At 68.4% G+C, this 25,237-nt stretch carries 24 protein-coding genes; 11 read left to right on the top strand and 13 right to left on the bottom strand.

Translation table 11 applies throughout. From position 1 onward, the window contains the following. Window position 1: 1 nt before the first annotated feature. Complete coding sequence (gene cydB / locus LDL49_RS03505) at window positions 2-892, top strand: cytochrome d ubiquinol oxidase subunit II (protein WP_225289400.1); 891 nt, start codon at window positions 2-4, stop codon at window positions 890-892. Window positions 893-1,397: 505 nt separating this feature from the next. Here the strand turns inward: cydB and LDL49_RS03500 are convergent. Next, window positions 1,398-2,093, bottom strand: coding sequence for an HIT family protein (locus LDL49_RS03500; protein ID WP_225289399.1), 696 nt, complete (start codon window positions 2,091-2,093; stop codon window positions 1,398-1,400). A 286-nt stretch (window positions 2,094-2,379) separates the two neighbouring features. Between LDL49_RS03500 and LDL49_RS03495 the strand changes: the two genes are divergently transcribed. Continuing rightward, on the top strand, window positions 2,380-3,387 hold the full coding sequence (locus LDL49_RS03495) for a GDSL-type esterase/lipase family protein (RefSeq protein WP_225289398.1): 1,008 nt from the start codon (window positions 2,380-2,382) through the stop codon (window positions 3,385-3,387). Window positions 3,388-3,534: 147 nt separating this feature from the next. On the opposite strand, the gene LDL49_RS03490 is transcribed toward LDL49_RS03495, so the two are convergent. Continuing rightward, entirely contained in the window at window positions 3,535-4,653 is a 1,119-nt protein-coding gene (locus LDL49_RS03490) for an FAD-dependent oxidoreductase (protein WP_225289397.1), read from the bottom strand. A gap of 102 nt (window positions 4,654-4,755) precedes the next feature. On the opposite strand from LDL49_RS03490, the gene LDL49_RS03485 reads away from it, so the two are divergent. Then, complete coding sequence (locus tag LDL49_RS03485) at window positions 4,756-5,433, top strand: TetR/AcrR family transcriptional regulator (RefSeq protein WP_225289396.1); 678 nt, start codon at window positions 4,756-4,758, stop codon at window positions 5,431-5,433. 24 nt (window positions 5,434-5,457) lie between these two features. On the opposite strand, the gene LDL49_RS03480 is transcribed toward LDL49_RS03485, so the two are convergent. Further along, the gene (locus LDL49_RS03480; RefSeq protein ID WP_225289395.1) at window positions 5,458-6,483 is read right to left on the bottom strand and encodes a LacI family DNA-binding transcriptional regulator; all 1,026 of its coding nucleotides are present in this window, start codon (window positions 6,481-6,483) and stop codon (window positions 5,458-5,460) included. A 160-nt stretch (window positions 6,484-6,643) separates the two neighbouring features. On the opposite strand from LDL49_RS03480, the gene LDL49_RS03475 reads away from it, so the two are divergent. The 6 genes from LDL49_RS03475 (at window position 6,644) to LDL49_RS03450 (ending at window position 12,587) form a co-directional block, all read left to right on the top strand. Continuing rightward, complete coding sequence (locus LDL49_RS03475; protein ID WP_225289394.1) at window positions 6,644-7,459, top strand: ABC transporter permease; 816 nt, start codon at window positions 6,644-6,646, stop codon at window positions 7,457-7,459. 42 nt (window positions 7,460-7,501) lie between these two features. Next, on the top strand, window positions 7,502-8,524 hold the full coding sequence (locus LDL49_RS03470) for an ABC transporter substrate-binding protein (RefSeq protein WP_225289393.1): 1,023 nt from the start codon (window positions 7,502-7,504) through the stop codon (window positions 8,522-8,524). Further along, window positions 8,521-9,309: an ABC transporter ATP-binding protein gene (locus tag LDL49_RS03465; protein WP_263654468.1), complete on the top strand. Its 789-nt coding sequence runs from the start codon at window positions 8,521-8,523 to the stop codon at window positions 9,307-9,309. The genes LDL49_RS03470 and LDL49_RS03465 overlap by 4 nt, the downstream gene beginning before the upstream one ends. A 39-nt stretch (window positions 9,310-9,348) precedes the next feature. Then, on the top strand, window positions 9,349-10,083 hold the full coding sequence (locus LDL49_RS03460) for a hypothetical protein (protein ID WP_225289391.1): 735 nt from the start codon (window positions 9,349-9,351) through the stop codon (window positions 10,081-10,083). 114 nt (window positions 10,084-10,197) lie between these two features. Next, a complete protein-coding gene (locus tag LDL49_RS03455; RefSeq protein ID WP_225289390.1) occupies window positions 10,198-11,652 on the top strand; it encodes a PQQ-dependent sugar dehydrogenase in 1,455 nt (484 codons plus the stop codon). After that, window positions 11,649-12,587: a LamG-like jellyroll fold domain-containing protein gene (locus tag LDL49_RS03450; protein WP_225289389.1), complete on the top strand. Its 939-nt coding sequence runs from the start codon at window positions 11,649-11,651 to the stop codon at window positions 12,585-12,587. Before LDL49_RS03455 ends, LDL49_RS03450 begins: the two co-directional genes overlap by 4 nt. A gap of 44 nt (window positions 12,588-12,631) precedes the next feature. On the opposite strand, the gene LDL49_RS03445 is transcribed toward LDL49_RS03450, so the two are convergent. The 3 genes from LDL49_RS03445 to LDL49_RS03435 all read right to left on the bottom strand — a co-directional run bounded on the left by LDL49_RS03445 (window position 12,632) and on the right by LDL49_RS03435 (window position 15,046). Next, complete coding sequence (locus LDL49_RS03445; RefSeq protein WP_225289388.1) at window positions 12,632-13,087, bottom strand: hypothetical protein; 456 nt, start codon at window positions 13,085-13,087, stop codon at window positions 12,632-12,634. Between the two features lie 131 nt (window positions 13,088-13,218). Continuing rightward, window positions 13,219-14,271 carry a leucine-rich repeat domain-containing protein gene (locus LDL49_RS03440; RefSeq protein WP_225289387.1) on the bottom strand — a complete coding sequence of 351 codons (1,053 nt, stop codon included), beginning with the start codon at window positions 14,269-14,271 and terminating at the stop codon, window positions 13,219-13,221. A gap of 73 nt (window positions 14,272-14,344) precedes the next feature. Further along, window positions 14,345-15,046, bottom strand: coding sequence for an endonuclease/exonuclease/phosphatase family protein (locus LDL49_RS03435; protein WP_225289386.1), 702 nt, complete (start codon window positions 15,044-15,046; stop codon window positions 14,345-14,347). A gap of 214 nt (window positions 15,047-15,260) precedes the next feature. Here LDL49_RS03435 and LDL49_RS03430 point away from each other — a divergent pair, with 214 nt between their 5' ends. Beyond that, the gene (locus LDL49_RS03430; RefSeq protein ID WP_225289385.1) at window positions 15,261-16,523 is read left to right on the top strand and encodes a prenyltransferase/squalene oxidase repeat-containing protein; all 1,263 of its coding nucleotides are present in this window, start codon (window positions 15,261-15,263) and stop codon (window positions 16,521-16,523) included. Between the two features lie 159 nt (window positions 16,524-16,682). Then, window positions 16,683-17,036, top strand: a complete 354-nt coding sequence (locus LDL49_RS03425) for a cupin domain-containing protein (protein WP_225289384.1) — start codon at window positions 16,683-16,685, stop codon at window positions 17,034-17,036. 3 nt (window positions 17,037-17,039) lie between these two features. Here LDL49_RS03425 and LDL49_RS03420 read toward each other — a convergent pair whose 3' ends face one another. From LDL49_RS03420 to LDL49_RS03390, 7 genes are all read right to left on the bottom strand, one after another. Beyond that, window positions 17,040-17,513 (bottom strand): hypothetical protein, encoded by a 474-nt coding sequence (locus LDL49_RS03420; protein ID WP_225289383.1) that lies wholly within the window; start codon window positions 17,511-17,513, stop codon window positions 17,040-17,042. Window positions 17,514-17,955: 442 nt separating this feature from the next. After that, window positions 17,956-20,331 (bottom strand): aerobic carbon-monoxide dehydrogenase large subunit, encoded by a 2,376-nt coding sequence (gene cutA, locus LDL49_RS03415; protein WP_225289382.1) that lies wholly within the window; start codon window positions 20,329-20,331, stop codon window positions 17,956-17,958. A gap of 2 nt (window positions 20,332-20,333) precedes the next feature. Beyond that, entirely contained in the window at window positions 20,334-20,816 is a 483-nt protein-coding gene (locus LDL49_RS03410; protein WP_225289381.1) for a (2Fe-2S)-binding protein, read from the bottom strand. A gap of 11 nt (window positions 20,817-20,827) precedes the next feature. After that, window positions 20,828-21,724 (bottom strand): FAD binding domain-containing protein, encoded by an 897-nt coding sequence (locus LDL49_RS03405; RefSeq protein ID WP_225289380.1) that lies wholly within the window; start codon window positions 21,722-21,724, stop codon window positions 20,828-20,830. After that, window positions 21,721-23,091 carry a uracil-xanthine permease family protein gene (locus tag LDL49_RS03400; RefSeq protein ID WP_225289379.1) on the bottom strand — a complete coding sequence of 457 codons (1,371 nt, stop codon included), beginning with the start codon at window positions 23,089-23,091 and terminating at the stop codon, window positions 21,721-21,723. The genes LDL49_RS03405 and LDL49_RS03400 overlap by 4 nt, the downstream gene beginning before the upstream one ends. Window positions 23,092-23,312: 221 nt before the next feature. Beyond that, the gene (locus tag LDL49_RS03395; RefSeq protein ID WP_225289378.1) at window positions 23,313-23,516 is read right to left on the bottom strand and encodes an RNA-binding S4 domain-containing protein; all 204 of its coding nucleotides are present in this window, start codon (window positions 23,514-23,516) and stop codon (window positions 23,313-23,315) included. 11 nt (window positions 23,517-23,527) lie between these two features. Then, window positions 23,528-25,168 (bottom strand): PucR family transcriptional regulator, encoded by a 1,641-nt coding sequence (locus LDL49_RS03390; protein ID WP_225289377.1) that lies wholly within the window; start codon window positions 25,166-25,168, stop codon window positions 23,528-23,530. Between the last annotated feature and the right edge of the window lie 69 nt (window positions 25,169-25,237).

Below are 25,237 nucleotides of genomic sequence, written 5' to 3'. Positions count from 1 at the left end.
GGTGGAGACAGTGGTCAACCTGTGGTTCGTCATCATCGCCTTCCTCTGGACCGGCTACTTCGTGCTGGAGGGCTTCGACTTCGGCGTGGGCCTGCTGGCGCCGTTCGTGAGCCGGGGCCCGGAGCAGCACCGGCAGAGCCTGGAGACGATCGGCCCGGTCTGGGACGGCAACGAGGTGTGGCTGATCACCGCGGTCGGCGCCATGTTCGCGGCCTTTCCCGCCTGGTACGCCGGGATGTTCAGCGCCTTCTACCTCCCGGTCGTGCTCATCCTGGTCGGCCTGATCGTGCGCGGCGTCGGCCTGGAGTGGCGCGGCAAAGTGACCAACCCGGTCTGGTGCGACCTGGGCATCGTGGTGGGCAGCGCCCTCCCGGCGTTCCTGTGGGGCGCGGTCTTCGCCGACGTGCTCTTCGACAGCACTCTCGCGGCGCTCGTGGGCGGCCTGTTCACCCTGGCGACCTGCGTACTCCACGGCGCCGTCTTCCTGTCCCTCAAGACCGACGGCCCCGTACGACGTCGCGCCCGCGCGGCTGCCCTGGCCGCGAGCGCCGTGGTCCTGCCGCTGGCCGTGGCGGCCCTGTCCAGCCTGGGCTCGATCCCCGCCCTGATCTCCATGGCGGCGCTGGCCGCCGGGGCGGCGCTGACGTACCGCCGCAGGGAGGGCTGGGCCTTCACCGCCACCGCCGGCGCCATCGCCCTGGCCTCGGTGGCGGTCTTCGCCGAGCTCCGCGGGGCCCCGCTACCGGGCATCACGCTGACGGACGCGGCCTCGGGACCGTACACGCTGACGATGCTCAGCTGGATCGGGCTGATCACGCTGCCGTTCGTGCTGGTGTACCAGGGCTGGACCTACTGGGTGTTCCGCAAGCGGGTGGCCCTGACGGCGCACTGATCGCTCTGCCGGCCTGCCGGTCTGCCCATCTGTCGGACTGCCCATCTCCCGGACAGGCGATCCGGCGGCCAGGCGGTCTGAATGGCCGCCAGACCGGCAGGCGCACGGTCACCGCGCATAGCTGATCTCCACCCTACGGTTTCTTGGCGCGGCCCTGGGAGCGCTCGCCCCTCGGGCGAAGCGTTGCGGGCGGTCGCCCCGTCGGGCGAAGCGCTGAGGGCGGTTGCCCCGTCGGGCAGGGTGTTGGGGGCGACCGGGTCGGCCTCACGAGGACGTACGGGACAGGATCAGCGGTGGGTGCGCAGCGCGGTGAGCAGCCATTGGAAGGCCGGGACCGCCGGCAGATCCGGCGGCAGGCCCTGGAGGAGCTGCAGAAGCTGCCAACTCCAGGGCGGCGGCCGCGTGCTCGAGGGCCAGGGGCCGGATCGGTGTCGGCGCCGACCTACGCGAGGTGCCGACCCGGCGCGGCTCGTACGAGTCGTACTATCCCGAGCTCGCCGCGGCGCTACGCACGAGGTCGCGACCACCCGTCGATCCGCGCGACAGCATCGCGGTAATGCGGATCATCGAGGCGGCTCTCAGCTGACCGCGACAAACCCGCCCGGCTGGCTTGCGACAGGAAAGAACGGATGGGTTCGCCTTCCTCGGCCCGCTGCTCGAGGCGCTCGACCATGGCGCGATGCTGCTGGTCGACGAGCGCTGGACGGCCAGGAGGCCACTTGTCATGATGCCTGGCCCCATGGTCGGCAAATCTCTCGTCCACGAGAGGCACGTTCATCGCGTCTCGCAGGATCGACGCGTCCTGATTCAGCGAATCGCGCTCTCTGACGCTCGTGACCACGTGCAACCTGAACCCGTCCCCGTCGTAACGCGGAAACACATGCAAATGCACATGGAAGACCTGTTGGAACGCCGCCTCACCATCAGCGAGGAAAATGTTGACGCCCTCACAGCGGAGGCCTGAGCGGCGCAGTGCGCCCGCCAGCCGATGGCCGATCCGCCACATGTGGACCCCGGTCTCCTCGTCGAGGTCATCCAGCCCGACAGCATGGACGCGCGGAATGACCAGCGCATCCCCCGGAGCAACGGGATTGATATCCATGATCACGACCACCAGATCATCCTGGTAGGGCATGCTCGCTTCCGCTCGGCCCGCCATGATCTCGCAGAACACGCAGGGAGAACTGGTTGCGCCACCCATGTCCCCAGGGTTTCACCTCGCTCAGGACGATCCACCGCGGGCCCCTCCGGGCAGTCTGAAACTTTCACCGGGGACGCGCCCCCGACCTGCCCGGAGGCCAGCCGTCGGGCGCCGCGCAGGCGGTCTCATTGACGATCGTTCCTGACGTCGAGTCCACTGACGGAAGGCGCCCCGGCCGCTGGGAAGTGCTCTACTACGCGCCGCGCCCGTGACGATCCAACGATGCCGGGCACGTCAAGGTCGCCAACCGGCTCGCCCCCGTCGTCGCACCCAAGATCGGACTCTCATGAGGACCCGGCTGCTGCTGAGCACGCTCATCGTCGCCCTGGTCATGGCGATCACGCCGCGGGCCGAAGCGGCGAGGGGCGACGGCTCCCCCACCGACACCAACATCTCCTTCACCGGCCGGTGGGACACCTCCGTCCCCACCGCGTACGTGCCGTACTGGGCGGGCGCCTATCTCACCACCGGTTTCACCGGCAGGACGGTCAAGCTGAGCCAGCGCAACACCATCGATCTGTACTACAGCATCGACGGCGGCGCGTGGGTCTACATCCAGAACGTACGTGGCGCGGTCAGCCTCACCCCGACGCCGCTGGCCGCGGGGAGCCACACTTTACGCGTTTCCTATCGGGTCGTCGCCGGGTCCTATCACGGTGACGCCGTCTTCCAGGGCCTCGTACTCGACTCGAGTGCCACGACGTACGCGGCAGCGGCCCCGCCCAAGCTGATCGAGTTCGTCGGGGACTCCATCACCGTCGGCACGACCACCTCCAAGAACGCCTTGACCGCCTATGGCTGGCTCATCGGCGAGCGGCTCGGGGCCAGGCACACCCAGATCGCCCAGGGCGGCGCCTGCCTGGTGGCGACCGCGGACGGCTGCGTCGGCCTGGAGGCGCGCTTTCCCAAGCTCAACCCCAACGCCGGCACCCCGAACTGGGACTTCTCCCGCTACCAGGCCAATGCGGTCGTGATCAACCTGGGCACCAACGACGTGGGGCACGGCGTGAGCACCACCACCTTCCAGACGTCCTACACCCACCTGCTGCAGGAGGTGAGGGCGGCGTACCCCGCGGCGGCGATCTTCGCGTTGGAGACCTTCACCAAGCGGTACGCCGCGCAGACGCGAACCGCGGTCGCCGCTCGCAATTCCGCGGGTGACGCGAACGTCTACTACGTCCCCACCGAAGGCTGGTTGACCAGCGCGAACATGTCCGACAACGTTCACCCGAACGACAGCGGCCATGCGGTCATCGCCGATCGCCTGGCCCCGATCATCACCGCCAGGCTTTGAGCCTGGCCGGGGTCCCGCCTCCGCCTGTCGCCACCGTCGCGGGATCGGCATGTTCACCGGTGTCGTAGCAGGCACGCGCCTCGGCGAGCAGTGCCGTGGTCGTCCCAGAAGCGGTAGGCGCAGCGTTCATCGCCGGCCCTGCGCTGATCAGCTCCCGGTGAAGGCGTTGATCAGGTGGTGGGGTGTGCCGTCGCCCAACATCGCGTGGAGATCGGGGGCCCCGGCGTTGGACGCGACGCTGCGCGCGAACATGGCCCGCTCGTATTCGGCGAGTGCGGTCTCGATGTCGTGGGGGTGCGCTGCGATGGCCTTGCCCAGTTCGGCGCCGTCGTACAGGGCCAGGTTGGCACCTTCGCCGTTGGGAGCCGTGAGGTGTGCGGCGTCGCCGAGCAGGGTCACCCCCGGTGTCCGATCCCACCGGTGCTCGATGGGCAGGGTGTAAATGTGGCGCAGGACCGGCGCGGTCTCGCCGTCGGTGACCAGCGCGGTGAGCTCCGGCGCCCAGCCGTCGAACTCCCGCACGATCTGTGCGGTGGCCGCGGTGGGATCGGTGAAATCGATATCGGCGAACCAGTCCTGCGGCCTGGAGAGCATCACCCAGGTGTGGAGGTTCCCGCCGCGCTCACGGTGAGCCAGGATCCCCCTTCCCGGCTCGAGCACCATCATCGCGCCGCCGCCGACGGTCTTGGCGCTGGTCGGGTGCCGGTTGTCGCCATCGAACAGGTGGATCTCGATGAACGAGAAGCCGGTGTACTCGGGTGCCGCACCGGAAAGCAGTGGCCGGACCCGGGACCAGGCGCCGTCCGCGCCGGCCAGCAGGCTCGTGGTGGCGGTGGTGCCGTTGGCGAAGGCCACCTCATGGCGGCCCTGGCCGACGGCACGGACGCCGCTGACCTTGTGGCCCCACCGGACGGTGCCGGCCGGGAGCGAGTCGAGCAGCATCTGCCGCAGTTCGCCGCGCTGCACCTCGGGGTTGCCACCCGTACCGTCGTCGGGGACGTCGAGCAGGACGTTCCCGTCCCGGTCCAGCAGCCGCATCGCCTGGCGTCCCTCCAGGATGAGCTCGCGGAACTCCTTGGTCAGGCCCGCCGTCTCCAGCGCCGGCCGGCCGTTGTAGTCGCGGATGTCGAGCAGCCCGCCCTGCGTACGCGCCGATGAGGAGGATTCCGCCTCGTAGACCGTGGACGGGATGCCGTGCACGTGCAGCACACGGGACAGCATCAGGCCGCCCAGACCCGCTCCGATGATCGTGACCGGTGTCGTCATGGTTTCCTCCCGAACTCGCAGGACCGATCCCGATTGGATCGTCGCTCCAAAAAGCTAGCACGGCGTTGGAGTGACGCTCCACTCGTGCGATGATGAGGGACCATGGAGAAGAAGCGATCTCAGCGGGCCCCGCGGCGCACGGACGGCTTGTCCAGAGAGCTGATCATCCAGGCCGCGACCGAGCTTCTGGACAGCGGCGGCGAGAGCGCGTTGACCTTGCGCGCGCTCACCGTTCGCCTGAGCACCGGCTACGGAGCGATCTACCACCACGTCGCGGACAAGAGCGACCTGCTCGCGGCCGCCACCGACGACATCCTCACCCGCGTACTGTCCGGCGCGGTCGTCGATACGGACCCGCGCGAAACCCTGCGCCGCCTGGCCCTGGGCCTGTTCGATGCGATCGACGCACACCCCTGGGTCGGGGCAGAGCTCTCCCGGCAACCGTGGCGACCCGCGCTGCTGGACTTCTACGAGAGCATCGCCAGACTGCTGGACGCACTCGCCGTCCCCGAGCGAGCGCGCTTCGACGCGGCCGGCACGCTCATGAACTACGTCCTCGGTGTTGCCGTGCAGAACGCCGCGAACGCCCGGCGCCTCGCCGACAGCGACACGGACCGAGCGGCCTTCCTGGACGCCGCCGCCGCGCAATGGGCGCAAGTGAGCCCCAGCCAATACCCGTTCGTGCACGCGGCGGCGACGCAGCTGCGCGAGCACGACGATCGCCGGCAATTCCTCGCCGGTGTCGACATCTTCCTGACAGGTATCGCCGCCCTGCGCTAGACACCCGCAAACGGCGGAGGCCCCTTAGCGCGGCCCGATGGTGCTGGCGCGCAAGATGACCGTTCCCGGCACTCGTTCGATCCGCCGTCGTCCCCGTCCCCCATCACGCAGGGCCAGAGCGATCACCCGCTCCCCCATCTCCTCCAACGGCAGCGACACCGTGGTCAGCGGTGGGGTCAGGTCCCGTACCACCGGGATGTCGTCGAAGCCCGCCAGCGACACGTCGTCCGGCACCCGCAGCCCGCGCTCCCGCAAGGCGGCCAGCGCTCCCACCGCCATCACGTCGGTCGCGGCGAACAGGCAGGTGGCGTCCAGCCCTCGGTCCAGAAGGGCGCAGGCCCCGGCGTAGCCGCCCTCGCGGCTGAACGGGCCCTCCTCGATCTGGTCGACCGGCACCCCGGCCGCGGCCAGGGCGTCACGGAAGCCGCCGACCCGGTCCACGACCGTGCTGAGGCCGGGCGGGCCCGACAGGATGGCGAAGCGGCGGTGTCCGAGGGCGAGCAGGGCGCGGGCCAGGGCGGCGGCGCCCTGACGGTTCTCCGGCAGTACGGTGTCGACGCGCAGGCTGCGGTGCCGGCTGACCACGGCGACCCGGCCGCCGGCGTTCAGGTAGGGGCGCAGCTCGACGTCCATGGCCCGTTCCCAGCGGCGGTCCTCGAAGCCGGAGCCGATCAGCAGGATCGCGCGGGCCCGCTGGGCGCGCAGCATGGAGACATAGGCCACCTCGCGCGTGCTGTCGCGGAACGTACTGGCCAGCATCACCAGCAGGTCGCGCTGCGCGGCGGCGCGCATGACGCCCCTGGCGATGCCGGAGAAGTAGGGGTCGCTGACGTCGTGGCAGATCACGCCGACGGTCTCGTTGGAGGCCCGGACGAGGGCCTGGGCGTGGGCGTTCGGCGTGTACGCCAGCTCGGAGGCGGCGGCCTCGACCCGGTCGCGCAGGTCTTCGCGGACCTTGGCGGTGCCGTTGAGGACACGTGAGGCGGTGGCTAAGGAGACTCCGGCGGCCATGGCCACATCCCGCAGAGTGACGTGAACGCGATCGGCCACTCGCCCTCCTGTAACAGGAAGTTAACGACCATTGACCCCTGGACCATGCCGGGTTAGCGTACCGCAGGAAAGCGCTTTCAGATAGCGCTTTCTCGCATATGGCCTGATGGAACGCGATGGAGGGATACCTTCGATCGTGGTACAGACCGTTGATGGAATCGTGCGGCGCGAGAGTCCGAGCTCGCGCGACCGCGTCGTGGAACTGGCGGACCGCTCCTGGCGGCCCTTCGCCCTGCTCGCCGCCTGCTATGCGATCTGGTGGGCGATCACCAAGTTCGAGATCGTGCCCAGGTTCCTCGTACCGTCGCCCGGAGTCACGCTCCAGGTGATGGCCGACAAGGCCGGCTATCTCGCCCACCACACCTTGGTGACCGGCTACGAGACGGTGCTCGGCTTCGCGATCGCCGTGGTCGTCGGCATCGCCGCGGCCGTGCTGATGGTGGCCTCGGCGGAGGTCGAGAAGACCCTCTACCCGCTGCTGCTGTTCGCGCAGGTCGTCCCGAAGATCGCGATCGCCCCGCTGTTCGTGGTCTGGCTCGGGTTCGGGCTGACGCCCAGGATCGTGGTCGCCGTGCTGATCGCGTTCTTCCCCGTCGTCATCTCCATGGTCACCGGCCTGAAGTCGGTGGATCCGGAGATGCTCCAGCTGGCTTCGACCATGGGCGCGAGCCCGGCGAAGACCTTCGCCAAGATCAGGTTTCCCGCCTCCCTGCCGTTCCTGTTCTCCGGGTTGAAGGTCGCCGTGACGCTCGCCGTCACCGGGGCGGTCGTAGGCGAGTTCGTCGGCGGCAACGACGGGCTCGGCTCGGTCATCCTGCAGGCCAACGGCAACATCGACACGCCCATGCTCTTCGCGGGACTCCTCGTCATGTCCCTGCTCGGCGTCGTGCTCTTCGTCGCCGTCGAGTTCGCCGAGCGGCTGCTGCTGCCCTGGCACGCCAGCCGCCGCGGCGACGCCGTCACCGTCACGTACTGAAGCCACCCGAGAAAGCCGGAAGCCACCCGACTGAGGACGCCCATGAAGACACGCACGCTGATCGCCGCCGTAGCCCCGGCTCTGCTCCTGTTCGCCACCGCGTGCGGCTCCGGCGGCGGCGAGAAGACCACCAGCTCGTCGGGCAAGCAGCTCGACAAGGCCACGCTCACCCTCAACTGGTATCCGTACGGCGAGCACGCGCCCTTCTACTACGGCAAGTCGAAGGGCATCTTCGAAAAGCACGGCATCGACCTGACCATCCAGGCCGGGCAGGGCTCGCAGAAGACCGTCCAGGCCACCGGCGCCGGCCAGACGGACTTCGGCTGGGCCGACACCCCCGCGCTGCTCGGCGGTGTGAGCTCGGGCGTGCCGGTGAAGAGCCTGGGCGTCTTCCTGCAGACGACCCCGGCCTCGGTGCAGTTCTTCCAGGAGAAGAACATCACCAAGCCGGCGGACCTGAAGGGCAAGACGATCGCCTCGACGGCCGGTGACGCGCTCACCAAGACGTTCCCGGTGTTCCTCAAGGCCAACGGGATGACCGACGCCGACGTCAAGATGCAGAACACCGACCCGGCCGGCAAGATCGCGGCGGTCATGTCGGGGCAGACGGACGCGCTGCTCGGCTACGCCTCCGACCAGGGTCCGACCATGCAGAACAAGGCCGGCAAGCCGGTCGCCTACCTGCGCTTCTCCGAGTTCGGCCTGAACTACTACAGCAACGGACTGCTCACCTCGTCCTCCTTCCTGCAGAGCAAGGCCGACCTGGTCAAGCGGATGGTCGCGGCCACCAGCGAGGCGTGGGCGGCGGCGGAGAAGGACCAGCAGGCCGCGGTGGACGCCATGAAGGGCGCCTCGGAGCAGCTGCCACCGGCCCAGGTGCTGCTCGACCAGTTCAAGACCACGACCACGCTGCTGCACACCGACGCCACCCAGGGACAGGCGCCGGGCGTCAACACCGAGGGCGACTGGCAGAAGACGATCGACACCTTCGCCAAGGCCGGTCTGGTCTCCAACCCGCAGGCGCCCAGCGCCTACTGGGACGCCAGCGTGGCGCCGAAGGGATGACCGTGACGCAACAGGCCCCCGCCGTCGAGATCGACAAGGTGGCGGTGCGGTTCCGATCGAAGAAGCGCGACGTGGTCGCGCTGGAGAACGTGTCGATGGACGTCCGCCCCGGCGAGTTCGTGTCCATCGTGGGCCCGTCGGGCTGCGGCAAGTCGACGCTGCTCAAGCTGGTGTCCGGGCTGCTCAAGCCGTCGGCGGGCGCGGTGCGGCTGCTCGGCGGCACGGTCGGCGGCCCGCGTCACGACGTCGGGTACGTCTTCCAGCGCGCCGCCCTGCTGGAGTGGCGTTCGGCGCGCAAGAACATCCTGCTGCAGGCCGAGATGCGCGACATGCCGCAGAAGGAGGCCGCCGCCAGGGCCGACGAGCTGATCGAGATGACCGGGCTGACGGGCTTCGAGGACGCGTTGCCGCATGAGCTGTCCGGCGGGATGCAGCAGCGGGTGGCTCTCTGCCGCGCGCTGCTGCACCGGCCGCCCGTGCTGCTCATGGACGAGCCGTTCGGCGCGCTGGACGCCCTGACCCGGGAGCAGATGAACGTCGAGCTGCACCGCATCTGGCACGAGACCGAGACCACGGTCCTGCTCGTCACGCACTCCATCGCCGAGGCGGTCTACCTGGGCAACCGGGTGGTCGTCATGACGCCGCGGCCCGGCACGATCGCCGAGGTCATCGACGTGGCGCTGCCGCGGGTACGTGACTACGCGGCGACCATGTCCCAGCCCGCGTTCGCCGCCGCGACGAGCCACATCCGCGACCTGCTGGGGGCCGCCACGCACAACGATTGACCGCTCGGATCCACCCCCTCCCCCACTGAGAGGATTCCGATGCCCACATTCGTCCGCTTGTGCGCGCTCGCACTGGTGCTGGTCCTGGCCCAGTTCATCGCGCCCACCGCCCATGCCGCCGACCAGGTGGATGCCGCCGCGAAAGCGCGCGACTGCTCGTTGGGGCGCACGACCGTCCGCAACACCAACGCCGCCACCAGCTGGGCCCCGGTGACCCCCGCCAAGTGGCAGTTCCCCGGCGACCAGGTGATCCTCGCCGAAGCCGGGGAAGCGCGCCCCGGCCCGCGCCGCCCCTTCGAGTACGCCGTGCTGACCAAGGGCCCGGTCTTCGGCTCGGTGCAGATCGACGCCGAGGTACGGCTCGACACCCCGACCAGCGTCAGCAACCGCGACGTGATCATCGTGTTCGGCTACCGCTCCGACCTGCAGTTCGACTACGCCCACCTGTCGCAGGACAACACCATCTATCCCCACAACGGGATCTTCGTGGTGAACAACGCCGACCGCCTGCGCATCGACGACCAGTGGAACGGCCAGGTCGGCGCGCCCCCGGCGGTCACCGATGAGGCGTGGCACAAGGTCCGCGTCCGCTACTGCACGGACACCGGCCGCATCTCGGTCTTCATGGACGGCTCCGCGACACCGCTGATCACGGCCACGGACCGGACGTTCACCTCGGGCCGCGTCGGTTTCGGCTCGTTCGACAACATCGGGCGGGTACGCAACCTGACCGTCACCGGCACACCGGCCTGCGCCGACCGCTCCGAGTCCTGACCGCCCGCTTCGGTCACCCTGAACCCCTGATGTCACCCTTCTTGACTGCTCCCCCTTCTCCCTTTACCGTCCCCGGTAAGCGCTTTCCAACAACCCCCCAGGTGGTGCACAGGAATGCCGAAATCCCCCCTCCGGTACCTCTTAGCCGCACTGCTGGCGACCGCGCTCTGGGCGCCGCCGGCAGCCGCGATGGACTCGACCCCGATCGACGATCCCATCCCGGAGAATCCCACCGCGTCCGGTCTCACGCTCACGCTGACCGAGTACGCCACCTTCCCCAAGTCCGAGCCGGTCCCCACGCCCACCGATCAGCGGCTGATGCGCTGGGCCAGGATCAACAACATCGGCGAGATCCCCGACGGGTCGCACCGCCAGTTCGTCAACGACCTCAACGGCAAGCTGTACCTGCTGAAGAACGGCCAGCCGCAGGAGTACCTCGACGTCGGTGCCACGTTCGCGCCGGACTTCCTCTCCGGCCGCGGCCTGGGAGCCGGGTTCGGGTACGTCGCCTTCCATCCGGACTTCGCCCGTAACGGCAAGTTCTACACCGTGCACACCGAGTGGGGCGCGGCACTCACCACCAAGACGCCGGACCTGACGCCTCAGCCCGACACCAAGTTCCACGGCGTGCTCACCGAGTGGACGGCCACGAACCCGAAGGCCGACACCTTCAGCGGCACCCGCCGTGAGGTGCTCAGGCTCGGCTTCAACGGCCAGGTCCACGGCATCCAGCAGATCGACTTCAACCCGTACGCGCGGCGCCGGGACGCCGACTACGGCCTGCTCTACATCGCCGCGGGCGACGGCGGACGGGGCTCGTCGAGCGACGACCCGCAGAACCTGGCCATCCCGCAGGGCAAGCTGCTGCGCATCGACCCCCTGGGCACGAACGCCGCCAACGGCAAGTACGGCATCCCGGCCAAGAACCCGTTCGTCACCCGGGCCGGCGCGATCGGCGAGATCTACGCGTACGGCATGCGCGACCCGCACCGCTTCAGCTGGGACCCGCAGGGCGACAGGCTGTTCCTCGGCCACATCGGCGAGCACGCCATCGAGGCCATCTACGAGGTCAAGGCCGGTAACAACCTGGGCTGGAGCGAGCGCGAGGGCTCCTTCGTGTTCAACAAGGCCGACCGCTGCCACCTGTACACGCTGCCCGACAACGACGCGTCGTTCGGCTACACCTACCCGGTCGCGGCCTACGACCACGACCCGCCGCCCGGCCACTCCTGCACGGCCGACAGCGGTCACGCGGTGGCCGGCGGGTTCGTCTATCGCGGCCAGCGGCTGCCCCTGCTGTACGGAAAGTACCTGTTCGGCGACATCGTCGACGGCCGGGTCTTCTTCACGATCGCCGGCCAAATGCGGCAGGGCGGCCCGCGGGCCACGATCTACCAGCCCAAGCTGGTGAACGCGAGCGGCGCCTCGGTCACCATGAAGGACCTGGCCGGGGACGCCCGGGTGGACCTGCGCCTGAGCCGCGACGCCGCGGGCGAGCTCTACCTGCTGTCCAAGGCCAACGGCAAGATCTGGAAGGTCACCGGTGCCTGCTTGACGGCGACGTCATGAGCCACCGGTATCTGGCCCCGGTGGTGGCTCTCGTCCTGACGGCGACGGTCGCCACCCCGGCCGCCGCCCACGACCGGCCCGGCGTGCTGCCCACGCTGCGCCACAACCTCATCGCCGCGTACGACTTCGAACACCCGGTCCCCGGAAACCCCGCACAGGAGCGCGACCAGGGCAGATCCGGCACGGACATCACGCTGATCAACGGCGGTGCCGCCATGCGCAACGACGACGGCGCGCATCGGGGCAGCCGTCACTCGATCCAGCTCCAGCAGGTGAACCCCGCCACGATGGGCAACGACGACTGGAAGGCCGGGATCTACTCCGAGACCGGAGTGCCCACCCTCCACGCCTTCAACGCCGTCAAGGGCGCCACCGTCATGGGCTGGTTCAAGATGACCGGCGAGAACCCCAGCCTCAACTCCAACACCGAGGACCCGGCCGACCGCTACGGAGCGATCGGGCTGGCCGGGGTGCTCAGCGGCAACTCCCAGGGCCACGACGTCCGAGCGCTGCTCGAACTCATCACGGTCAACGGGGAGCTGCGGGTGGTCGCGCTGGGCAGGCGTGTCGACGGCAGCAGTTCCCAGACCTTCGCCGCGAGCGAGCCGTGGCAGAGCGTGCTTCCTCAGGACGAATGGGTCTTCCTGGCGGCCACGTTCGACTACGACAACGCCGTGATGAAGCTCTACAAGAACGGCCGCCCGCTCGACGGCTTCTACACGCTCACGGGCGATCCGTGGGGCGTGGAGGGGGCGCCGGAGCCCGATCTCACCTCGGCCACCGACCCCAGAGGCATCAAGATCGGAGGTAGCTATCCGCAGAACACCAGAGAGAACAACCCCTGTAACTGCCGGATGGACGATCTGATGTTCCTCGACAGGGTCGCGGCCCCCCTGGAGATCTGGGCCCAGTACAAGCTGGCGACCCGAGGCTGAACGGCTGGGGCTGGGAGGACTCCCACCGCCTTCCCAGCCCTCCGTCAGCCGTTAGTCTGCATCTGTTTGGTCCTGTGGTCCTTGAGATGGAGCTCACCGTGGAGTCGCTCCTTCAACGCGTCTAGCACCTTGCGGCTGGACAGCACGGTCCATCGGTTGCCGACCAGGTGCGGGTTGTATTCGGGCGCGGTGTCCATCCAGGCGTCCTTGCCGGCCTGGGTGGCGAACGTGTTCACGAAGAACTCGCCGTCCTGGGTCTTGCAGAAGCCTGTACGAAGCTCCTTGGCGTCGACCTGGATCTTCGGCGTGCAACCCACCTTCTCGGCCAGTTGCTCGACGGTGTAGACGTTGTTGTCGACCGTGGCGGGCTTCTGCACGATGGGCTCGCCCCCGGCCATCGCGGCGCTCTGGCCGGCTCCTACGGAACCGCTGGCGTTCGTACAACCGGCCACGAGCCCGACCAGCAGCGCAGTAGCGGCCAGACGTGGAAATGTCGTCATGTGCCGAGATACGCAACCCCGGGAGGTGGGGTTCACTCCGGCCGAGATTAAACCGAGATTAATCCGAGACCTCAGCCCGAGAACCGCGCTCTCAGCCGGAGAACCGCGCTTTCAGCCCAAGAGCCGAGGCCTCAGCGCAGGACGACGCAGCCGCGCTCCACCAGGCGGCGCAGCGCGTCAGGCTCGCCGTCGAGCTTGTTCCAGCGCAGGTCGAGCTTCTCCAGCGCGGGCAGCTCGCCGAGGCTCTCGGGCAGCGTCCTGAGCCGGTTGTTGCGCAGATCCAGGTGCGTGAGCCGGGCCAGCCCCGCGACGGCGCCGGGCAACGAGCGCAGCTGGTTGTTCCGCAGGTCGAGCACGCGCAGCTCGCCGAGCCCGCCGATCGAGTCGGGCAGCGCGGCCAGCCGGTTGCCCTGCAGGTGCAGCTCCCGCAGCCGGCCCAGCCCGCCGATGGAGCCGGGCAGCGTCTCCAGCCGGTTGTTGTAGAGCCGCAGCTCGACCAGCGACGCCATGCGGCCGAGCGCCTCGGGCAGGGCGGTCAGCCGGTTGTCGGTCACGTTGAGGTAGGCGAGCCGGTCGAGCCGGCCGATCGCGGCGGGCACCTCGGTGACCCGGTTGTCGCTCAGGTAGAGGTAGTCGGTCAGGCCCAGGTCGCCGATCTCCGGCGGGATGGTGGCGAGGTCGTTGTGCCCGAGGTCGAGCATGCGCAGCCGGGTCAGGCCGCCGATCGCCGCGGGGACGTCGGTGAGCGCGTTCTCGGCCAGGTTGAGCGATTCGAGCCGGGTCAGCTTCCACAGCGCGTCGGGCACGCCGGTCAGCCGGTTGCCGCCCGCCGCCAGGTGCCGCAGCCCGCCGCCGAGCCGCTCGGGCAGCCTCTCGATGGCGTTGCCGTACAAGTACAGCGTCTCCAGGTACGGCGGGCAGCCGGGCACCTCGGTCAGCCGGTTGCCGTCGAGGTGCAGCGCCCTCAGCGCGGTGAGTCCCGCCAGGTCCGGCAGCGAGCGCAGGCGGTTGCCGTCGAGCCGGAGCTCCACCAGCGATGTCAGGCCGCCCAGCCAGACGGGGAGCTCGGTGAGCTCGTTCCAGGCCAGGTCGATCAGCCGGACTTCGCTGAGCTCGGCGGGGTCCGAGCCGGGGAACGTGGTCAGGCCCGTGCCGGGTGCGCGCAGTTCGTCATGGATCGTCACGGCGCCGATCATCGCACGCCGCCCGGACATGAAAGGGGTGCCATATCTGGCACCCGCCGTGCCCCCAAGCGCCTCAGGCCAGAGCGAACTCGGCCACGCACAGGTCGTGGTCGGAGAATCCTTCCACGGTTTTCCCCCAAACCCGGCGCGCGCCCTCGCCGTACAAAATGTCGTCGACATCGCCGGCCACGGCAGAAGTGAGCGGCACGCCCTTGGCTTGAATCAGGTCTCTGCGCCTGGTGTTCAGGTCGCCGACCACGAAAGCCCGACCCCGCACCTGCCGGGAGACCTCCTTCCCTAGGAACTCCCAGACATAGGCGAACTCGTCGTCTTCGGCACGGCGGTCGAAGCGATGGAAGGGGAACATGTGAAGCGTCGCCACAGTGATGAGGCGGCCCTCGGCTGTGAGCGACGCTGTCAGCATGCCCTTGTCGAAGGAATGAGACCCATTCAGGCTCAGCCCTGGGTTGGGGAAGACGGTCCTGGCGATCGACTCCAGAGGAAACCTGCTGACCAGCCCCAGACCGGAACGTCCAGATGTGTGCATGGCGGCCGACAGGACATGCTCGGCGACGAAGGGGAGGCCGCTCGCCTCAGCCACCTGGGACAGGAGCGGAGATCCGGAGTCGATGAAGGGAACCTCCTGGAGCGCCAGCACATCCAGCCGCATCTCACGGGTCAACGTCGCCACCTCGCCCACTACATCGGTGTCCCCAACAGCGGAAACACCCTCCCGGATGTTCCACGTGCCGACTCTGACGACAGGGAACTCCACAACAGCCCGATCAACGTGCGCCACTGCACGCTCTCGCTTCCTTCAAAGGGGCAGGCGCAGACGGAGACTGCCCGGCCGTACGGAGGTGTTCGACCCGACCCTATTACCCAGCCGAAACCCTTCTAACATGAGCGTCGGGTATGGCGTTGTGACGTTCGGCACCCCAATTGCGATATCGGTACGGAAGCTCGCCCTCCAGTCATTCTGAGGTGACATGCCCTCCATCGATCTCCCAGACCCTCAGGGCCAAGTGAAGAAGGCGGAGGCATGGCTTCGCTCCGTCTATAGGAAGACGCCCACCGCAGTCGGGTGGGGTCACCACAGGAACGAAGATCCCACAGAGTGGGGCGGCACTCTGGACGGCATTCGCGGCCTGATCGCGGTGAAGGAGAATCCGAACTCTCCGCTGCTGGTCGACGCCTCGACCTGGCTGAAGGGCCGACAGAACTCGGATGGCGGCTTCCCAGCCCGGGAGATGAAGTACTCGCCGGCCGAGGCCACGGCCTGGGTGGTGATCGCCCTCCATGACATGGGCTGGGACAGCCGCAACGACGTACACGTAGAGAAGGCCATCCGCTATCTCGAAGCCTGTGTGGATGTCGACGGTGCCGCCGCGACAACTCCTCGTGACATCACCAACCCGCGTACCCTGCCCACCGCCCTCGTGCTTTGGGCCCTTGCGCTCCAAGACGACAGTCAGGAACAACGCCGAGCCAAGATGGTGACTCGCCTCCGGCATATGCAGGAACCCGAGAGTAAGGGGTGGGGCATAGGTGTCGGTGCCACGCCTAATGCGGCCACGACCGCGCAGGTCCTACATGCTTTGCGCATAGCCGGAGTGCCAGAAGATCGCGATTGGATCCGCGATGGCGTTACATACCTGCTCAAACACCAGAACAGTGACGGATCCTGGCAGAACAGCTATGACGAGTGGTTCACCGCCGACCTCGACCGTGTCCCCTCCAGGTGCGTCCACTATGGTACCGGGTGGGTACTACTGGCCCTGGCCGACTTCTCCGACGAGCCGCGATGCCGTGAAGCCGCCAAGCTGGCCATGCACTACCTGATCAATCAGCAGTCCGATTCTGGCGCCTGGCTATTCGAGGAGTACGACCCGACCGAATTCGTGTGGTGCACGACACAGATCATGGTGGCCCTCACCAAATGGCAGGATATCAGGACTAGCTTTCTTGGACACGTCCAAAGAGTCGGACTGAGGAATGAACTGGTCAGGTCCCTGCGCGCGTTCTCAAACTGGACCCGCGAGTCGTTTCTCTACCTCGCGTTCGGCGCATTATGTATTGCCGAAATCTGGGGATACATCGCGCCCGGATTGAGGTCAGTTCTGATGAGTTTCAAGCTGGATTCCGCAGGAATTTGGACAAATCTTGCCAGCTCCGTGATCTGGGCCGCTCTCGCGATCGCGGTCGCCTGGCTGGGAAAATGGTTCCATCGAGGGGGCGGAGATCGATCTTGAGTCCCAATTGAACTTGTGATCAGAAAGTGACATGATGTTAGATCCATCGCCACAACTTTGAGTATCCAGTCACCAAAGATGGGGTGTCGGCCTATGATTCAGTCACTCGTAATCACCGACAAGACAGCAGATCAGCGGACAAACCGGGGAAGGTGAGCGGTGAGCTTCTACGTGTTCTCCGAGCCTCGGGATTGGAGCTTTGAGAAGCTCGGGCATCGGGGCAAGCTCTTCGAGCCGAACGGCCATCTGAGGAGCAGCAGTCATCTCATTGTGGAGATCGACGGACGCCTTCCTGCGTGGCTCAGGCAGCTTGAGTGTGATTTCGTTTACTACATCCTGGACGGCGAGGGGACGTTCCTCATCGAGGATCGCAAGGAGCACTGCGGTCAGGGTGATCTCGTCACCGTCCCCAAGGGTGCGAAATTCAGCTATGAAGGCTCAGGGCTGCGGATGCTGCTCTCCTCCACACCGCCGTGGGAATCCGGGCAGGAACAGGTCGTGGACGACCGATGATCGCTACTTCAGCTCGCTAAGCAGCAGGTCGAGCTTCTGCACGATCTCCTCGCCGCTGAGTCGGCGCATCGACTTGGTGCGAGGCATTGGCGTGCCACACGGCACCAGCACATGCGAGAAACTCCGGCGCACCGGTCCCTTAACGACCATCGTCGCGGTCAAGGGCGATTGAGACGGCGGCGAGGCAAGCACCCGATGATAGGTGTCATGGTCCAGCCGGTAGAACGAGCCGGCCGCCGCAGTTGCCTGGAAGGCCACGGCAAAGGCCGTCCTGCCAATCAAGGAGAATTCGTAGTCACCGGCCCGGCCACCCAAAGGCATGTTCGAAGCGTAGCGATCGTACGACTCCCCGCCTGCCGCCCGATCCAGCAACTCGAAGGTCAGTGAGCCGGTCAGCACGAGCGAACTGAAGTCCCAGGCATGATTGTGGATGCTCTCATCGGACGGTACCCCCATCCACCACAGGTGAACGCGCACCTCGCGCCCTCCTCTCTCTTGGCAGAGGGAAATTCGGTCAAACCCATTCGTATGAGCGTAGGAGCGAGCCGCCACCGATTCCCGCAACCGTGAGTCCGTGCGTAGCACGTCAGTGATTTCCGCGAGCAGATCATGACCTATGAGACCTGCCACATGGCTCGCCCCGACGGGGGAATTCGCGTTCAGAACGCTTCTGAGAAGGTGGAACGCATCACTGCTCATCTGGCTCTCTTGGAGTATGGATTTCTCGGTCTCCTGAGGTTACGACCATTATGAAGCGCGGGAAAGGGGCCTATCGACCAAGAAGACCTTACTGTGGGCGGCGACGACTGTGTGGACGATGGCACGGATATCGAGGTGACGATGACACGAACTCACGCGTGCCTGTTCGAGAGACAGTCAATCGCTTCTCCTCGACACGGGCGGTCATGGCGACTTCCCGTTAGGTGATCGGCCGGGAGTCCGGCGCGAGGTTCCTGAGGTCGAACAGCTCGGACGGTGAGATCGGCATGCGGTCGATCTCGATGCCCTCCGCGTCCTCGATCGCCCCCGCGATCACCGCCGAGACCGGGATCACCCCGGCCTCCCCCGCCCCCTTGATGCCGAGCGGGTTGAGCGGCGACGGCGTCTCCAGGTGGGCGGTCTCGATGTGCGGGATCTCCGTGACGTACGGCATGAGGAAGTCCATGAACGAGGCGTTGAGCAACTGCCCGTGCCCGTCGTACACCATCCGCTCGTACAGGGCGCCCCCGATGCCCTGGGCCACGCCCCCGTGGATCTGCCCCTCCACGATCATCGGGTTGATCAGCCGGCCGCAGTCGTGCACGACCGCGTACCGCAGGACCTTGATCGCGGCGGTCAGCGGGTCGGTCTCGACGATGGCGGCGTGCATCCCGGCCGCGAAGGTGGACCTGATCGGCGAGTAGTAGTCACGGCCCTCCAGCCCCGGCTCGTCGCCCTCGGCCACCGGCGGCTTGTCGGGCGAGGAGATGCCGGAGAACTGGGTCGCCTTGGCCGCCTCCTCGTCGAAGGCGTACCGCAGCGGGTTGGCCAGGACCGCGACCGTGGACAGCGGGATCGAGGCCGTCGGGGTGCCCACGACGTGCACCAGGCCGTCGGCGATCTCCAGGTCGGCCGGGTCGGCCTCCAGCGCGTCGGCGGCGATGCGCAGCGCCTTCTCCCGCACCTTGCGGCAGGCCAGCGCGATGGCGTTGCCGCTCATCACCGCCGCGCGGGAGGCGAACGTGCCGACCGCGTACCCGAACCTGCGCGTGTCGCCGGTGACGACCGAGATCCGCTCGATGGGCACGCCCAGCTCGGTGGCGGCGATCTGGGCGAACACCGTCTCGTGGCCCTGCCCCTGCGAGGTGAGCCCGGTGGAGACGTGGACGCGGCCGTCGGAGGTGATCTGGACGTGGCCGCCCTCGTAGGGGCCGACGCCGGTGCCCTCGACGTAGCAGCCGATGCCGATGCCCCGGTGCCGGCCGGGCTCGAAGTCGTCCCAGCCGATGAGCTCCTTGAGCATGCGGAGCATCTCGGGGTAGTCGCCGCTGTCGTAGATCAGCGGGCGTCCGTCCTGGAAGATCAGGCCCTGGTCGTAGGGGAACTCGTCGGGCCGGATGAAGTTCGCCGCGCGCACCTCGGTGCGGTCCTTGCCCAGGTAGCGGGCGATCTTGTCCATCGTCCGCTCCATGCAGAACACGGCCTGCGGCCGTCCCGCGCCCCGGTACGGGGTGACCTGCACGGTGTTGGTGTAGACGGCGGAGAACTCGACCCGGTAGGCCCCGATCCGGTACGGCCCGAGCAGCTGCGTCGAGGTGATGATCGGGACGATGATCCCGTACGGCGTATAGGCGCCGTGATCATGCAGGATCGTCACGTCCAGCCCGTTGACCACCCCGTCGTCGTCGAAGCCGACCCTGACGTGCTGCACCTGGCCCCGTTCGTGGGCGGAGGAGATGAAGTGCTCACGCCGGTCCTCGGTCCACTTGACCTCCTGGCCGAGCCGCATCGCCGCCCACGGCACCAGGATCTCCTCCGGCCACGGGTGCACGATCTTCACCCCGAACCCGCCGCCCACGTCGGGCGCGATCACCTCGACGTGCGGCAGGGGCAGCCTCAGGGCCGCGGCGACGGCCATGCGGACGCTGGTCGAGGTCTGCGTGCTGGTGTAGACGCGCAGGTCGGAGCCGTCCCACCGGGCGTACACGCCGCGGCCCTCCAGCGGCATGCTCGCGCTGCGCTCGATGTCGAGCCGGAAGCTCAGCGTGTGCGGCGACGCCTCGATGGCCTCACGGGCGCTCCGGCCGGCCTCGTTCGGCACCTCCTGCACCAGGTGGGCGCCCACATTGCCCGGTACGTCCTCATGGACGAGCTGCGCGCCCTGGACCGCCTCCTCGATGCCCACCACCGGCTTGAGCGGCTCGTAGTCGACCTCGATCAACGCGCAGGCGTCCTCGGCGAGGTAGCGGTCCCTGGCCACGACCATCACCACGGGCTCGCCCACGTGCCGGACGACGTCCCTGGCCAGGGGGTAGGCGGTGCGGCCGTGGGTGAGCGCGGGATGCGGGATCAGCAAGGGCAGGGGCCGGCCCACGCGCTCAGGGAGGTCCTCCCAGGTGTAGATGGCGACCAGGCCGTCCACGTCGAGCGCGGCGCTCACGTCGACGTCGCGGACGCGGGCGTGGGCGTGCGGCGAGCGCACGAACGCCGCGGCCAGCGCGCCGGAGCCCAGGTCGTCGAGGTAGCGGCCCCCGCCGGTGAGCAGCCTGGGGTCCTCCCGGCGCTGGACCGGCTCCCCGAACAGCCTGGTGGTCATCCCTAGGTCTCCTCGGCGATCAGCTCCGCCGCCCGGTGGACGGCCTTCACGATGTTCTGGTAGCCGGTGCAGCGGCACAGGTTGCCGGAGATGCCGTCGGCCACCTCCTCGTCGGTGGGCGCCGGGTTGTCGCGCAGCAGCGCGGTCACCGTACACAGGAAGCCCGGCGTGCAGAAGCCGCACTGCAGCCCATGGCACTCCGCGAACGCCCGCTGCACCGCCGACATGCCGTCCGCCCCGGCCAGCCCCTCCACCGTGGTGATCTCGCTCCCGTCGACGGTCACCGCGAACGTCAGGCACGACCGCACCGGCTCGCCGTCCAGCAGTACCGTGCAGCAGCCGCACACGCCGTGCTCGCACCCGACGTGCGTGCCGGTCAGCCCGAGGTCGTGGCGCAGGCAGTCGGACAGCAGCCGCCGGCCGGGCACCCGCACCCGCCGCGCGGCTCCGTTCACCACCAGCGTGATCTCGCGCTCGCGCTCCAATCCGGCCTCCCTCACGTACCTGCTGAGCTGCTACCCCACGGTCCCGCCGCATCACGGGCCGCGTCCTTCAGCGCCCGCTCGGCGAGGACGCCGACCAGATGCAGGCGGTACGCGGCGCTCGCGTGGATGTCGTCGTCCGGCTCGGTCACCTCCCGTACGGCCCGCGCCACACCCGCCCAGTCGACGCTGGAGGCGGGACGGCGCTCGCACAACCCGCCCACGTCCACGACCACCGGCACGGGGCCGACGCTGACGCAGGCCACCCGGGCGGCGGTGATGCGCAGGTCGTCGTCCAGCGTGACCACCGCGCACACTCCGGCCAGGGCGTAGTCGCCGTGCCTCCTGGCCACCTCGCGGAACGCCGTACCCGACCGTTCCGGCGGTGTCGGGAAATATGCGGAAACGGCGAGTTCGCCGGGCTGGACGGCCGACTCCATCGACCCGACGAAGAAGTCGGCGGCCGTCACCTCCCGGCTCACCACGCCCTCCGCGGCGTCCAGCCGGGCCAGCCGTACCGACCCGCCGAGCAGCGCCAGCACGGCGGGCAGCTCGGCGGCCGGGTCGGCGTGCACCAGGCTGCCCACCACGGTGCCCCTGTTGCGGATCACCGGGTGGGCGACCAGCCGGAGCGCCTGGCGCAGCAGCGGATGCCCGGCCAGCCGCTCCACCTGGGCGTGCCTGGCCAGCGCGCCCACGGTGACGCCTTCGGGGGCGAGGTCGAGGGTGGCCAGCGACTCGACGCGGTTGATGTCGACCAGGTGCTCGGGCGCCGCCAGTCGCATGTTGAGCATGGGGATCAGGCTCTGGCCGCCCGCGAGCACCTTGCCGCGCGGGCCCACCTCGGCGAGGACGTCCAGGGCCTCGCCGAGGTCGCGCGGCGCGTGGTGTTCGAAGGGCGGCGGTTTCACCCGGCGTCGCTCCCCCTGTCTGTGGCGGCCGCTTCGGCGGGCCGCCCGGCGATGACGCGCAGCAGGTGGTAGCCGCCCACCACGACGATCGTGCCGAACGCGATGCCCTCCAGCCGGAAGTCGCCGCTGATCAATTGCTTCACCGGTCCGATCGCCAGGATGATGCCCGCCCCGATGGGGACCATGTTGACCGGGTCGGCGAAGTTCACCCGGTTCTCGATCCAGATCTTGGCGCCGAGCAGGCCGATCATGCCGTACAGGATGACGGTCACGCCGCCCAGAACGCCTTCCGGAGTGGCGGAGACCAGCGCGCCGAACTTCGGGCTGAGCCCGAACAGGATGGCGATGAGGGCGGCGATGTAGTAGGCGGCGGTGGAGTAGACCTTGGTGGCGGCCATGACCCCGATGTTCTCGGCGTAGGTGGTGGTGGGCGAGCCGCCGACGGCGCTGGTCACCACGGTGGCCAGGCCGTCGGCGGCGATGGCGCGGCCGATGTAGGGATCGACGTCGGTACGCGTCATCTCTCCCACGGCCTTGACGTGACCGATGTTCTCCGCGATCAGCGCGATCACCGCGGGCAGCACGAGCAGCACGGCCGAGACCTTGAAGTCTGGCAGATGAAACGGCGGCAGGCCGAACCATGGCGCCGCCTCCAGCTTGGAGAAGTCGACGCGTAGATGCGGGGCGATCTTGAGCGCGCCGTCGGTGTAGGCAGGGACCTGGCCGAAGAGCCGGTCGGCCACCCAGGACAGCGCGTAGCCGACGATCAGGCCGAGCAGGATGCCGATACGCCCGATGAACCCCTTGAACGCCACCACGATCACGAACGTCACCAGCATCGTGATCAACGCCATCCACTGGTCCTTCGGCCAGTAGACGTCCGCCACCACGTAGGCCAGCCCGAACCCGATCAGCATGACCACCGCGCCGGTGACGATCGGCGGGAAGATCCGGTGGATGATCTGCACACCGAGAAAGTGCACCGCGAGCCCGGCCAGCGCGAGCACGAACCCGACGACCAGGATCGCGCCGGTCACGATGGCATCGGCGCCGGGGGTGTCACCGCCGAACACCGCCCTGATGGCCAGCACACCGCCCACGAACGACGCGCTGGTGCCCAGGTAGCTGGGGATCTTGCCCTTCACGATCAGCAGGAACATGATCGTGGCCACGCCGGACATCATGATCGCGACATTGGGGCTCAGCCCCATCACCAGCGGGAACACGAACGTCGCGCCGAACATCGCGATCACATGCTGCGCGCCGAACCCGATCATGCGCGGCCAGGTCAGCCGCTCGTCGGGCCTGACGACCTCTCCGGGAGCCAGATGCTTGCCGTCGCCGTGTTTGGTCCAACCGAAAACCATGTGAGCCCCTCTTCACCCGGGCTGCCGCTTCCAGTGCCGCCCCGCAGGCTCCTTCCGCATCCCGCTCGAGATTCGTGCTGCCGTTGCGGGCACATTAGGCCCGTAGGCGTGCTCGTACACGGGCATGATCTGCCAAATTCGCTTTCCTGACCAGAGGAGTGGTTGCGCACTACCTTCGGGGGGTTCCGGTGAGCGGTCAGTTCCAGTGCGGTCGCGGGACCTCAGTGCACCCGGATCGAGAACCCCTCCCCCGTCACCACCTGCCCCGTCCGGATCTTGCACGTCTTCCGGAGCTCCACCTCCCCGTCCACCGACACCAGCCCCTCGGCGATCAGGTGTTTGGCCATGCCGCCCGTCTCCGTGACCCCGCAGTACTTCAGCAGGTCACACAGCGGGATGAAGTCGGAGCGCAGTTCGAAGTCCACGACCACTCAGCCTAGATGCCCCGCATGCGCAGCACGTGCAGGGCCAGGGTCAGGTTGAGGCGCAGGTGGGGGTCGTCGGTGAAGTTGCCGAGCAGGCGCTCCAGCTTGCCGATGCGGTAGCGCAGCGTGTTGTAGTGGAAGTGCAGCCGCCTGGCCGTCTCCGCCACGTTGAGGTTCGTCTCCAGGAGCACCTGCAGGGTCCTGCGCAGGTCGGAGTTCTCGGCGTCGTTGTCGAGGGCCAGCGGGCCCAGCGTCTCGCGGACGAACGCGTGCAGTTCCTCCGTGTCGTTGACCAGCGACAGCAGCCGATACACGCCCAGCTGGTCGAAGTGGGCCACCGCGCCGGGGCCGTGGAGCTGGCGGCCGACGCGGGCCGCCTTCAGGGCCTGCGAGTACGCCTCCGGCAGCAGGTCGGCGCCGGGCGACGGGCGGGAGGTGCCGGTCGAGAACGTGGCGGGCGGCACGTCGGCGAAGGCGGAGGCGGCGTCCTTGGCCACCCTGGCGGCGTCCACCGTGGCGTCCAGCACGGCCACCACCTCGTGCGAGAAGCCGGCGACCGCGCCCTGGGGATCGTGGCGGCGCATCGCCGCGACCCAGCAGGCGACCAGGCGGTCCTGGGTGGCGCGCTCGTCGCCGTCCGGGTCGAGTTCGGCGACCAGCACGGTGACGGGCCGTTCCAGATCCCAGCCGAACGCCCTGGCCCGCGCCGTGACGCGCTCGGCCGTGCCCGCCCGGCCGGTGAGCACGTCGCGTAAGAAGTCGGCCCGGTACTTGCTCTCGACGGCGTTGACCGCCTCCTGCCTGGTGACGACGAGGGCAGCGACGGTCGCGGCGCGCTCCAATATGCCGACGTCGCTGTCACGGAGCGTCCCCGCCGGGCTGTAGGCGACGATGCGGCCGTGGTGGTGTCCGCCCGCGAGGACGGGAACGGAGGCGAACGCGCGCGTGCGGCCCGCCGTACCGGAAGCGGGCCCGCCGGAAGGAGTGCGGCCCGAGGCGGGGACGAGCGGCGGCCCCTCGTGCGCGATCGACTCCCACAGGAGGGTCACGTGGTCGGGCGGCCCGGCGGTGGCGAGCACCCGCCCGCCGCCGTCCACCGCCGCCACCGCCACGTCGAGCAGCGCGGCCACCTCGGCGGTCACCTCGTCCAGGCCGCCGCCGGCCAGCACCACCTGGACCAGCGCCCGGTGCGCCTCCTCGGCGCGGGCGAGCACGGCGGCCTGGCGGTTGAGGATGTCGGTCAGCACCTGGTTCAGGATGTCGTCGAAGCCGACGTCGTTCGGCAGCAGGATGAGCGGGAACCCGAGCCGGTCGGCCTGCTCGACCATCTCGTCGGGCAGTTTGTCCACGTATCTGCCGAGCTTGATCGCCAGGGCCGCCAATTTGCGCTCGTCAAGGTCGGCCACCAGGCGGCCGAGCGACTGGGGGGTGTTGCGCAGCGGGTAGCCGGTGGTCAGCAGCAGCTCGTGCGGCTTGACCCAGGCCAGGATGTCCGGCACCTCCATGACGTTGAGGCGCTGCACGATGCGGCCCAGCCCGCTCTCCCCCGCTATCAGGCGGGCGTCCGCAAGGGTCGATACGCCGAGCACCTCCCCCACTGACACGCCGTGGGTGATCGTGCCCGTGCTGGCGAGACGGACTGGGGGCTCCATGTGGAGATTGTGACCCCAGAAGCGGTCTGTCAGGAAGAGCCAACCTTCACGCTGACTCTTGGCAAATTT

Source organism: Nonomuraea aurantiaca, from assembly GCF_020215705.1.
GTDB classification, from domain to species: domain Bacteria; phylum Actinomycetota; class Actinomycetes; order Streptosporangiales; family Streptosporangiaceae; genus Nonomuraea; species Nonomuraea aurantiaca.
The sequence above is the reverse complement of the archived record's forward strand: the minus strand, read 5'-3'. Positions and strand labels throughout refer to the sequence as shown.